Raw genomic sequence first — 11,327 nt, 5'->3', positions numbered from 1 at the left:
GATGTGACACCTCTCCGTGCAGCAGTCCCTAGGTCACGGTCGAGGATGAGCATCAGGGCAGGTGAGGCAGAGCTGCGTCGCGGCACCTTGCACGCTCCGGCTGTCGAGGCTCAACAGCGCACGTGAATTCACATGACTGGGAGTCATGCTCTAGTTATCAATAATGAACTGGATTCATGTGTCCGGGCCTCTTAGCGTCGTTCTTGTCACCGGGAAAGGACAGGAACGATGAATGGATACAGCACAATGCTTGACGCCGCCTCCTTGGTGCGTGCCAGCGTCCCTTCGACGTTCCCAATGCTCCTGTTCGCCTCCGGCAACCAGCACGCATCCGGGCAGTACGGACCCGTCCTTCCCGGCGATTTTCGTCGTCAACGGTAGACCGCCGGCCGCACTCCCTTTTCTTCTCAGCTAAATGCCATCACGGCTACCGGAAAGGCACCCACGCCATGTCAATCGCCACTGCTCCTCCCGCCCCGCCAAGTGCACCATCGACGGTCACCACGTCTCCCCGATCTCGTCACGCCGCGGTCACTGCTTTGCACGTGCTGTTCTGGGCGTCAGTGGCGATGTCGGTGATGCTGTTCGTGCTGTGGGGCGGCATCGCCACCATGGTCGACCTGGGCTCCACCATGCGCGGCCTCGGAATGATCACCGGACTCATCGGCACGGACTTGGTACTCGTGATGCTCGTCCTCGCAGCCCGCATCCCCTGGCTGGACCAGCTCATCGGCCACGACACGGCGATCGCCTACCACCGGAAACTCGGCAAACCCGCCCTCTATCTCATCCTCGCTCACGCGGCACTCCTCATCGGCGGCGCAGCGGTCCTGGACGGATTCGATGTGGTCGGCGCGACCATCACGATCCTGACCGACCTGGACAACTTCCTGGCCTCCATCGGGCTGCTGCTCTTCGTGGTCGTCGTGGTGTCCTCGATCGTCGCCGCGGTCCGGAAATGGTCATACGAGGCGTGGTACGTCATCCACCTGCTCAGCTACATCGCCATCGTCCTCGCCCTGCCCCATCAGAGCATCCCCGGCGCAGTCCTCGCGGACGGGTCCTGGCGGTACGCCTACTGGCTCACCCTCTACGGCATCGCCTTCGGATCCCTTCTCCTCTTCCGCGTCCTGCTTCCCGTCGGCCGCAGCCTCTTCCACGGGCTGAAGGTCTCCCGGGTGGAGCACATCGCCCCCGGAGTCGCCTCGATCTACCTCACCGGGCGACGCGTCGAGAGCCTGAGGATCAGAGGGGGCCAGTACGCGCTCTGGCGCTTCTGGGGAGCGAAGACCTGGTGGCACGCCCACCCCATCTCCTTCTCCGCCACCCCCACTCCCAACACGCTCCGCATCACCGTGCGCGACCTCGGCGACGGCAGCCGCGCCCTCACCAACGTCAACCCCGGCACCCGCGTGACCTTCTCCGGACCCTTCGGCATCTTCACCAACCAAGCCCGCACCGCGCCCCACGCCGTCCTCATCAGTGCCGGCATCGGCGTCACGCCCATCCGCGCGTTCCTCGAAGACGCCGCCCTCAGCCCAGGGGAGGCGACCGTCATACTCCGCCACTCCGGAAGCGACCCCACCTACCTCTGGGACGAAATCCACGCCCTCGCCGAGGAATCGGGCACCCGCGTCATCGAAATGCGCGGACACCGCCCACCGGGGACCACCACATGGATCTCCGCCACCGCGTCAGCAGAACAGCTCACCCTCGAGAGCATGCTGCCCGACCTGACCGACTCGGACCTCTACGTGTGCGGCCCCATCGCATGGACAGAACTCGTCGTCCGGGACGCCCGCGCTGCCGGCGTCCCGAACCACCAGATCCACGTCGAACAATTCGACTGGTGACGGCGCAGACGCAGTCGAAGAGTCGGCATCCCGGTGCACACCCGGCTCAGCCGACCCGCGACGACGTCGAACGAGCCCTTAGACCAGGCGGACGAACCGTGCGGTGCTGCTCTCATCCAGTTCGGCGATGGACGGCCGTGACTTGATGAACTCCGAGAAGGATCGGTAGCCGAGCGCCTTCTCGCTGAAGGACGGGTCCATCCGCTTGATCTGGGTCTTCACCTGAGAGCTGTGCAACCATTCGGCGTCGTCGCGCTCATGGCCCAGGCGCAGTGCGCGTTCGAGCAGGCTGGTGGCGATCTCCTGCGGATCCTCCGGCGTCTCGGGCTCGGGCTCCTCCTCGATCACGGGAGCGGATGCCTGCGCCTGGCGCGATCCGCGCTTCTTGGAGGGAGCGTCCGAGCCGGACTTGGTCTTGCGCTGCTGCTCGCCCTTCTCCTTCTTGGTCTGAGCCTTCGCCGTATCGGCCGCGACATCGACGGCGTCGGCCGCCGGCTCAGCGGCCGCCGTCTTCGGCTTGGTGACGGCCGCGGGCTGTATGGGCTTGACGCCGGGCAGCGTGTCGTAGGTGGCGAACTCGTCGCAGGCCGCGGCGAGGGAGCGCGCCGTCGAGCCGGCCACGCCGATGCCCACGACGTAACGACCGAGGCGCTTGCAGCGCTGCGCCAGGGCGATGTAGTCGGAGTCGCCCGCCACGACGACGACGTGCGTGAGGTCGGGCAGGCGGAACATATCCTCGACGGCGTCCACGGCCAGGCGGATATCGGCGCCGTTCTTGCCGTACGCGGCGGCGGGGAAGAGCTGCACCAGGTCGACGGAGCGGCCCACGAGCTGGCCGCGGTAGTCGGCATTCATCGGAGTGGACCAGTCGGCATAGGCGCGGGTCAGCACGAGCGTGCCGAACGACGACGCGAAGTCGATGACGGCGCCGATGTCCACCGTCGCCCGGGCGAGCTTGTCGGCGAGCTCCTCGTCGGCGTCGGCGACGCTGAGGCCCTTGACCTTGTCGCGCTGGTACTGATTGCGACCGTGCACCTGGTCGTAGCGCGAGATCACGATGTTGTCGAAGTCGATGTAGACGGCGACCCTGCCATCGGCGGATTCAGCCATGAGAACTCTTTTCGATCAAGGTAAAACGTCAGCCTATCGCGGTGGCTCTGGGGGGTGCCCATCGTCGTCCCGACCAAGCGGGAGGTGAATCGCCGGTCTGAACGGGCTCGAGTGACGATCTTTGTGATCCTGACCTGGCCATGCGTGTAGAAGGTGCACCCAGGCAGTATTCCTGCGAGTGCACGAATGCCGAGCGACGGATGCGCGCCCTCCCAGGCAAAGACTGCTCAGTTCGCTATATAGACGTGCGTTCGGCCAAGGTCATCCCGTTCGGCGATGTCCAGCAGGGCGGTCGCCATGTCCGGGGCCGCGATCGACCAGCCGCGTGGGAGGGGTTTGTCCGTGTCGAGTCGGTACTGGCCCTTTGCGCGTGCCGATCGAATACGCGGTGACCGGATCGCTGTCCACTGCGCATCGCTCTCCCAGAGCACGACATCCATGCGCCGCATATCGTCGTAGGTCGCGCCGATGAACTTCTGCAGCAGCGGTAATACCACCCAGAGCTTGAACAGTCCTTGGTGGGCCCAGTGCTCAGCGACTTCGGAGGAGATGACCACGATCCGCTCGACGCCGTGCTTGCCCATGCCCGCGAGCAGGTTGCGGGTGCCTTCCGAGTACAGCGTTGTGGGCTGCTTGGACGTACCGATCCCGACCGTGCTCACCACGGCGTCGACGCCTTCCAGCAGCGGCTCGACCGAGGCAGCGTCGAGGATATCCCCCGGGGACTTCGTGAGCCGAGGGTGCTCGATGATGAGTTTGGCCGGATTGCGGGCGATTGCGACGACCTCGTGTCCCCTTGCGAGTGCCTGCTCAACGAGATGGCCGCCGACCATGCCGGTGGCTCCCGGTACCAGAATCCTCATGCCGTTCCCTGACTCCTCGTCATCAAATTTACTTGCAAGATGTTCCCGAAATAGAGTATTCCCGAATCAGGAATACTCTGGCAAGGAGTGAGAGCCATGACCGATGAGTTGGTGCTCCAGGTGCGCGCCGCGTTGCAACGTCAATTGGTGCACGCGATCTTGGGCAATGAGCGGGTGGCCAGGCAGCACGGCCTGCGGGTGACCGACCTGCAGACCTTGCATCTGATGGTGCTGCGCGACGACGTGCGCACTCCCCGGCAGATCAGCCACACGACCGGGATGCCGACAAGCACGGTCACCAAGCTGCTCGATCGACTCGAAGGAGCGGGGTATGTACGCCGCACTTCCGATCCGATCGACCGGCGCAAGACCCTCATCGAACTCGTCGATGAGGCAATCGCCCCCTTGCGGAGCGTATACGGGAACGCCGACGCCGAATTCGACGCGCTGAGTCGGCAGTTCAGTGCTTCCGACCTGGAGGTTGTTGCTCGCTACTTGGATGCGGTGAGCAATTTCTACGCTCCGAGATCCGAAGGCTCGCAGTAGCGCCTGCTCGCCCGCTCTGGTGAAACCCCGCCCGCTCTCCTATGGTTGTTGATAACAATTCTCAGTAACGTGACGTAGGTCAGCCCCGAGCGGCGGACCGCATGCAAGGGGGGACATGAGCGGTGAATCGCAGTCGACGACCGCGCCTGCGGAGGGTCCATCCGATGAGGCAGCCCACCTGAAGACTGAACAGCAAGGAGATGCGCGGGCGCTGAAAGCCCTCATGCGCCCCGTGGCGCCGCAGCTGGCGATCGGGCGCCTGCTGGCAGCGGTATCCGGCATCCTCGCCGTCGTGCCGTATATCGCGCTGGTGAACATCGGTCAGCTCCTGCTCGATGCCGCCGATAGCGGTTCCGGTGTCGACCGCGCAGGCGTCTCGCGCTGGCTCGGTGTCCTGATGGCCGCGTTCACGCTCAGGCTCTTCACCTACTTCGTGGCCTTGCTCATCACGCACTTCGCCGACATCACGCTGGGCCATCTCATTCGCAAGCGCATGGTGGGAAGGTTCTCGCGCGTGCCGCTCGTCTGATTCACATCCACCAACTCAGGCCGCGTCCGCAAAGCGCTGCAAGACGACATCGGCACGATCCACAACCTGATCGCCCATCGCCCGGTCGAGGCGACCAACGCCACCGTGATGCCGCTGGCCCTGATGATCTACGCCTTCCTCATCGACTGGCGGCTCGGCCTCCTCTCGATCGGAAGGCTGCCGCTCTACGCCGCGGCGATGGCGGTCTCGATGCGCGGGATGGGGGAGAAGACCGTCGAGATGGACCAGAAGCTGGGCGTCGTCTCGGCTCGCATGGTCGAGTTCGTCACCGGCATCACCGTCGTCAAAGCATTCGGACGGGTCGGGCGAGCCCACCGCGCCTACCAGAACGCCGCCGAGGACTTCCAGAGCTTCTACTACGAATGGGTCAAACCGCTGATCACCGTCAGCTCGCTGGGCAACTCGTTGCTCGCGCTGCCGCTGATCCTGCTGGTCAATGTCGGGGGAGGCGCCTGGCTGGTCAGCCAGGGATGGGTGACTGCGGCGGATGTGCTGGCGACGTCGTTGATCGCCCTGCTGATTCCCTATGGCCTGGAAGTGCTCATGAACTCGATGTGGGCGCAGCAGATGGCCGGCGCCTCGGCACGGCGGCTGACGAATCTGCTCGAGACCCCGGTGCTCGCCGACCCGGAGGAGAGCGCGGAGCCCGAGGGGCACGACGTCGTCTTCGACCGAGTCAGCTACTCCTACGGCGAAGGCGCCGGGCTCGCGCTCGACGATGTCTCCTTCACGCTGCAGGAGGGCACCGTGACCGCGCTGATCGGGCCCTCCGGCTCCGGGAAGTCGACGATCGCCACGCTGCTGGCCCGCTTCGACGATCCCCTGTCGGGGCAGGTGCGTCTCGGAGGGGCGTCGATCGACCGGATGCGCGAGCTGTACTCGCACGTCGGCTTCGTCCTGCAGGACCCTCAGCTTCCGGCTATCAGCATCCGGGACAACATCGCGCTGGGCCGCCCCGATGCGACCGAGGAACAGATCCGCGATGCTGCACGCGCGGCCCGGGTCCTCGACGAGATCGAGGCGCTGCCCAACGGCCTCGACACCGTCTACGGAGCGGATACCGGCCTCTCCGGAGGCCAGGCCCAGCGCATCGCCATCGCACGCGCCATCCTGGTCGACGCGCCCGTGCTCATCCTCGACGAGGCCACCGCGCTCACCGACCCGGAGTCGCAGCACCAGATCCAGCAGGCGCTCTCCGAGATGGCCCGTGGCAAGACGGTCCTGCTCATCGCGCACCGCCCCGAGGTGATCAAGGGCGTCGACCAGATCATCCTGGTGGAGAACGGCCGACTGGTCGCGAGCGGAACGCACGAGGAGCTGCTGCACCACCGCGGATACGCCCGGCTCTGGGAGTCCACGACGGCGACCATCGAGCGAGGAGCAGGCGCATGAAGCTCCCTCTGATCGACATCGTCCCGCGCCTGCGGCGCATGATCTCCCGACCCGAATCGCTCCGGCCGGCGCTGACCGTCGCCGCACTGACCGGGTTGATCGAAGGACTCGCGCTGGCCTCCCTGCTGCCCGCGATCAGTACCCTGGCATCGGGCGACGCGCTCTGGGGCCTGGGAATCGGCGGCTGGCTGGGGGTCTTCGCGGTCCTGGCGATCGTCTCCTTCGGACTGTACTTCCTGCAGGAGCGCCGCACCTACGCTGTGGCCCTGGACTTCCTCTACAGCATCCATCGGCTCGTGGGCGACCAGGTCTCCAAGCAGCCGCTCGGCTGGTTCGCCCGTCCCCGCGCTGGGCGGCTCTCGAGGATGGTCTCGAGCGAGCTGATGAGCGCCGGGGAGATCTTCGCCCACATGATCGGCCCGCTGATCGGGCGTATCGTCTCCGCTGTCGTCATCGTTGTCGCCGCATGGCTCTGGAACCCCCTACTGGGCCTGGTGCTGACGATCGCGGCCCCCGTCTTCGTCGTGATCACCCTGGCTTCGACGGTGCTGATGCGCCGGGGGAGCGCGATCCACGAACCCGAAGAGGTCAATCTGGCGGGGCGCATCGTCGAGTACGCGCAGTGCCAGGGCGCGCTTCGCTCCTGCGGTCGCAGCGAGGACTTCGCACCGCTCGACGACGCCCTCGAGGCCACCCGGGCGGCCAAGACGCGCGCCCAGTGGATCGAGACGCTCGGGATGCTCCTGAGCGGCGCCGTGACCCAGGGCGTGGTCGTCGCGCTGATCACCATCACGGGGTCGCTGGCCGTCGCGGGTTCACTGCAGCCGATTCCGGCACTGGCCTTCATCGGCCTGGCCCTGCGATTCACCTCGACGCTGTCGACCATCACGGAAAGCGCGATGTCCCTGGAATCCAGGCGCCCCCTGCTCGACTCGATCGACGACGTACTCACGGCCGAGCCGCTGCCCGAACCGTCGGTCCCCGCCGAGCTTCCGGCCCCCGGCTCGATCCAGCTCGACGGCGTCGCCTTCGCCTACGCGGGCGACTCCGGCACCGGGCCGGTGCTGAAGGACGTATCGCTCTCCGTACCCGCGGGTTCGATGGTCGCCCTCGTCGGCCCCTCCGGTAGCGGCAAGACGACGATCGCGCGACTGATCAGCCGCTTCTACGACGTCGACGCCGGTACGGTCCGAGTTGGGGGAGCACCCGTTACGGAGCAGACCACCGAGCAGCTGATGAGCCAGCTCTCCATGGTGTTCCAGGACGTCTACCTCTTCGACGACACCCTGGAGGCGAACGTGGCCGTCGGCCGCGAGGACGCCACCCGGGAGGAGATCCGCGAGGCGGCAGCGCTCGCCGGGGTCACCGAGATCGCCGACCGGCTCCCCGCCGGCTGGGAGACCCGAGTCGGCGAGGGAGGCCGGGCGCTGTCCGGCGGCGAACGGCAGCGGGTCGCCATCGCCAGGGCGCTGCTGAAGCAGTCTCCGATCGTGCTGCTCGATGAGGCCACCTCCACCCTCGACCTGGAGAACGAGGCGAATATCGTGGCGGCGATCGAGACGCTGCGCCGGCAGGCGACCGTGCTGATCATCGCCCATCGGCTCGACACGATCGCCGCGGCGGATCAGATCATCGCCCTGGACGACGACGGAGGCCTGGAGGCGCAGGGCACCCACGAGGAACTGCTGGCCGCGGACGGCACCTACGCACGTTTCTGGGACCGCCTGCACAAGGCCCAGGGGTGGAGGCTCACGGACGCGTGAGGCCTGCCTCGGCACGGCAAAGGCCCCTGAGAACCGTACGGTTCTCAGGGGCCTTTCGGGGTGGGAGCCTTACTCCGGTTCGTCGAGTGCAGAGGTCTGCACGATGAGAACGTCGCAGTCGGCCTCCTTCACGACATTCGCCGGCACGGACCCCAGTGCCTGGCCCTGGACGGCGCCGAGCCCCCGGTTGCCCACCACGATCAGGCTGCCCGGTTCGCGTCGTGCCGTGTCGAGCAGGGCCCGGGACGGATCGGCGGCGATCGCGCGCTGCTCGATGCGCGCGAACCTGTTCCTGTCCACTTCGACCAGTGACGAGGCGATCGCCGTCTCGGCTGACTGTTTACCCGTCAGGTCGATCCGGCCGGTGTCAACCGACTCGCGGTCGCCCGGGTTGTAGGCCGACACGACGACGAGGCGGGCTTCCGAGGCCGTCGCCACTTCGATGGCCCGGTGCACGGCGTACTGCGAGCTGGGGGAGCCGTCCGTGCCGACGACGACGCGCCCGTAGACCGTGATCGGCCTGGAGCCCAGGGGCATCAGCGGGGACTCCGCATCGGCGGGCGGCGGGTTGACCCACAGCATGGCCAGGGCGCCGATCCCGAAGAGCACGCCGGAGAGCATCAGCGCGTTGGATCCGGATCCGCCGAGAAGGTTCTCGAACACCCAGCCGAAGGTGAAGCTCTGGATCAGCATGGGAACGACGATCATCATGTTGACGATGCCGATATACACGCCCATCCGCCTCTGCGGCACCATGCTCGCGACCATGATGAACGGAACGCCCATCATGCTGGCCCACCCGACGCCGAACAGCACCATCGGGATCAGCGCCACGTACTGGTTGTCGGCCTGCGAGACCGTGATCATGGCGATGCACATCAGCACCAGGCAGGCGGCGTGCAAACGTTTTGCACCGAACTTGTTGGCGAGCGGGATCAGCAGCAACGCGGAGACGACGGTGGCGCCGTTGTAGGCCATCCCCATGGCCCCGGTCCAGCCCACGGCGGCGTCCAGATCGCCGTCGAAGACGGTCTCCCGGAGACTCACCGCCACGAACTGCCAGTAGATGACGATGGCGTACCACTGGAAGAGGTAGACGAGGCCGAGCTTGTGCATCCCCATGGGCATGGTCCGCGCTGCGGCACCCACCTCGCGCGCCATGGCGATGGGGCTCTTCGACTCGCTGCGGATCTCCGCGAGGCGCTCCGCCGAGGGCGGGTGCTCCTTGGTCCGCAGCATCGCGACCAGGACCGTCGCGATCGAGCAGAACGCTCCTGTCCAGAACGCGACGAACACCCAGTAGGGCACACCGTTACCGGAGGCACCGCTGACCACTCGCTGGAAGATGAAGATCATCGCGTTCGCGGCGATGAGCCCTCCGCCCGTGAACATCGACTGGAGAAGGAAGCCCCTTGCCAGCTGGTTCTTGGGCAGGACATCCGCGAGCAGGGCCTTGTAGGGCTCCATGGATGTGTTGTTGGAGATGTCCAGAAGCCACAGCAGCAGCACCGCCGCCCAGAGCGCCCCCACGAAGGGGAAGAGGAAGAGGGTGAGCGAGCATCCGAGTGCGCCCATCAGCAGATATGGTTTGCGCCTTCCCCACCGGTCGCTCCACGTTCTGTCGCTGAGCGCTCCGATCATCGGCTGGATCAGCAGGCCCGTCATGGGCCCCGCGAGATTCAGGAGGGGAAGGGAATGGGGGTCCGCTCCGATCATCTGGAACAGAGGGTTCACCGCGGTCTGCTGCAGACCGAAGCTAAATTGGATCCCGAAGAATCCGAAGTTCATCACCAGCATCGTCGCAACGCTCATCGGTGGACGAACGCTCAGTGAGGTGGTGTCTGTATCGCTGCCCGTCGACGTCGTCGATTCCGTCTGCATGTAACCTCCATTGGTCATGCTGCATCTGCGAGAAGGACGCGAATGCGTCACCCATGCAAGCGATTTGCAGTGGTAAGAATCCTCCGCCGATACGGGTCTGTCAAGGGATTTTCCTAGCTCTCCGAACATGACGGGAGGGGGCCATGGAACCCAGACAGATACCGCACTCCTCGGGTAGAAGAAAACCCGTACAACAATGCAAAGTCTTGCATTGGGTTTCGCTGAGGGCCCGGACTAGAGTTCATGAGGTGCAATCCAACCCCGTCGTACCCGGCGATCGAGTGACCCTGGCCGATGTGGCCAGCCGCGCTGGCGTATCGACGGCGACGGCCTCACGCACCTTGCGCGGGGTATCGAAGGTGGCTTCCTCCACGCGGCAGCGAGTGCTGGAGGCCGCCCGGGATCTCTCGTACATCACCGCGATGGAAGCGTTCGGCGGCGAGCCGGGGCGCCGGCAGACCGTCGCCATCATCGCTCCGTTCGTTCATCGCTCGTACTTCGGCACGGTCATGTCGGCCGCCGCGGATCGGTTCCGTTCTCACGGATACGATGTGCTGCTCTACCACCTGGGGACGGCGGAGGCCCGTGACAGCTTCTTCTCCCGGATGCCTCTCGCGGGACGTGTGGACGGGGTCCTGTCTCTGTCGATGCCTCTTACGGATCAGCACACGCTGTCCCTCCGATCGCTCGGCATGCCCCTGGTCAGCCTGGGCCCGGAGATTCCCGGTTCGCCTTCGGTGGGTATCGACGACGTAGGTGCTGCCCGCGGTGCCGTCCGCCATCTCCTCAACCTCGGTCACAGGCGCATCGCGCTGATCCAGGGAACGGCGGAGGAGGCCGACTTCGACTTCGTCTCCTCCGGTCTGCGTCAGCAGGGCTTCGAGGAGGCGCTCGAGAGCGCGGAGCTGCAGCCCGATCCGCGGCTCATGGTCTCCGGTCCTCACAGCGTCGAGGGAGGAGCCGCTGCCATGGCCGAATTGCTCGGCGGGCCCGTCCTGCCCACCGCCGTGTTCGCCGACCACAGCGAGGTGGCCATCGGTGCTCTCTGGGCGCTGCGGAAGGCGGGGCTGCGGGTGCCGGAGGACGTGTCCGTGATCGGCATCGACGACCATGAGATGGCTCCCGTCCTGGACCTCACCACCGTGGCGCAGGACGTCCCCGGCCAGGCCGTGGTAGCAGCTCGGCTGCTCATGCGGATGTTGTGCACCGATGGGGAGCCGGCCGATACCGACCCGATCATCATGCCGACCAGGCTGATCCTGCGCCGTTCGACGGCACCCTTGGCGAGTCCGAGGCCGGCCGCATCCGAGTGAATCGGCCCCGGTGCGAGGGGCCACTCCGGCAACTGCGGAAACCGCGGGCTGGCCAG

General features: G+C 66.1%; 9 protein-coding genes and 1 pseudogene. 7 read left to right on the top strand and 3 right to left on the bottom strand.

Annotated elements, in window-relative coordinates:
• Positions 1–545: 545 nt before the first annotated feature.
• The gene (locus tag FCK90_RS07105; protein WP_246180065.1) at positions 546–1,853 is read left to right on the top strand and encodes a ferredoxin reductase family protein; all 1,308 of its coding nucleotides are present in this window, start codon (positions 546–548) and stop codon (positions 1,851–1,853) included.
• A 78-nt stretch (positions 1,854–1,931) separates the two neighbouring features.
• On the opposite strand, the gene FCK90_RS07100 is transcribed toward FCK90_RS07105, so the two are convergent.
• Positions 1,932–2,963, bottom strand: coding sequence for an NYN domain-containing protein (locus FCK90_RS07100; RefSeq protein ID WP_158033596.1), 1,032 nt, complete (start codon positions 2,961–2,963; stop codon positions 1,932–1,934).
• Between the two features lie 227 nt (positions 2,964–3,190).
• On the bottom strand, positions 3,191–3,826 hold the full coding sequence (locus FCK90_RS07095; RefSeq protein ID WP_158033595.1) for an NAD(P)-dependent oxidoreductase: 636 nt from the start codon (positions 3,824–3,826) through the stop codon (positions 3,191–3,193).
• A gap of 96 nt (positions 3,827–3,922) precedes the next feature.
• Between FCK90_RS07095 and FCK90_RS07090 the strand changes: the two genes are divergently transcribed.
• From FCK90_RS07090 to FCK90_RS07080, 5 genes and pseudogenes are all read left to right on the top strand, one after another.
• A complete protein-coding gene (locus FCK90_RS07090) occupies positions 3,923–4,372 on the top strand; it encodes a MarR family winged helix-turn-helix transcriptional regulator (protein ID WP_158033594.1) in 450 nt (149 codons plus the stop codon).
• Between the two features lie 115 nt (positions 4,373–4,487).
• A complete protein-coding gene (locus tag FCK90_RS15530) occupies positions 4,488–4,901 on the top strand; it encodes a hypothetical protein (RefSeq protein WP_220433299.1) in 414 nt (137 codons plus the stop codon).
• 12 nt (positions 4,902–4,913) lie between these two features.
• Positions 4,914–5,423 (top strand): annotated as a pseudogene (locus FCK90_RS15875) (ABC transporter transmembrane domain-containing protein); the annotation flags it as partial.
• Positions 5,424–5,465: 42 nt separating this feature from the next.
• Positions 5,466–6,314: an ABC transporter ATP-binding protein gene (locus FCK90_RS15870; protein ID WP_343029890.1), complete on the top strand. Its 849-nt coding sequence runs from the start codon at positions 5,466–5,468 to the stop codon at positions 6,312–6,314.
• Positions 6,311–8,077 carry an ABC transporter ATP-binding protein gene (locus tag FCK90_RS07080; protein ID WP_220433297.1) on the top strand — a complete coding sequence of 589 codons (1,767 nt, stop codon included), beginning with the start codon at positions 6,311–6,313 and terminating at the stop codon, positions 8,075–8,077. Before FCK90_RS15870 ends, FCK90_RS07080 begins: the two co-directional genes overlap by 4 nt.
• A 69-nt stretch (positions 8,078–8,146) precedes the next feature.
• On the opposite strand, the gene FCK90_RS07075 is transcribed toward FCK90_RS07080, so the two are convergent.
• Positions 8,147–9,889, bottom strand: a complete 1,743-nt coding sequence (locus FCK90_RS07075; protein ID WP_220433296.1) for an MFS transporter — start codon at positions 9,887–9,889, stop codon at positions 8,147–8,149.
• Between the two features lie 317 nt (positions 9,890–10,206).
• On the opposite strand from FCK90_RS07075, the gene FCK90_RS07070 reads away from it, so the two are divergent.
• The gene (locus FCK90_RS07070) at positions 10,207–11,271 is read left to right on the top strand and encodes a LacI family DNA-binding transcriptional regulator (protein WP_220433295.1); all 1,065 of its coding nucleotides are present in this window, start codon (positions 10,207–10,209) and stop codon (positions 11,269–11,271) included.
• The last annotated feature ends 56 nt before the right edge of the window (positions 11,272–11,327 follow it).

The sequence above is a fragment of the Kocuria coralli genome (assembly GCF_008831305.1).
In the GTDB taxonomy this organism is placed as follows: domain Bacteria; phylum Actinomycetota; class Actinomycetes; order Actinomycetales; family Micrococcaceae; genus Kocuria; species Kocuria coralli.
This window is presented reverse-complemented; position numbering and strand designations above follow the sequence as displayed.

What these genes read in the sequence shown, in the direction of transcription:
- FCK90_RS07090 (WP_158033594.1), top strand. Translation starts at nt 3,923, where the DNA reads ATGACCGATGAGTTGGTGCTCCAGGTGCGCGCCGCGTTGCAACGTCAA.
- FCK90_RS07095 (WP_158033595.1), bottom strand. Translation starts at nt 3,826, where the DNA reads ATGAGGATTCTGGTACCGGGAGCCACCGGCATGGTCGGCGGCCATCTC.
- FCK90_RS07100 (WP_158033596.1), bottom strand. Translation starts at nt 2,963, where the DNA reads ATGGCTGAATCCGCCGATGGCAGGGTCGCCGTCTACATCGACTTCGAC.
- FCK90_RS07080 (WP_220433297.1), top strand. Translation starts at nt 6,311, where the DNA reads ATGAAGCTCCCTCTGATCGACATCGTCCCGCGCCTGCGGCGCATGATC.
- FCK90_RS15870 (WP_343029890.1), top strand. Translation starts at nt 5,466, where the DNA reads ATGAACTCGATGTGGGCGCAGCAGATGGCCGGCGCCTCGGCACGGCGG.
- FCK90_RS15530 (WP_220433299.1), top strand. Translation starts at nt 4,488, where the DNA reads ATGAGCGGTGAATCGCAGTCGACGACCGCGCCTGCGGAGGGTCCATCC.
- FCK90_RS07075 (WP_220433296.1), bottom strand. Translation starts at nt 9,889, where the DNA reads ATGAGCGTTGCGACGATGCTGGTGATGAACTTCGGATTCTTCGGGATC.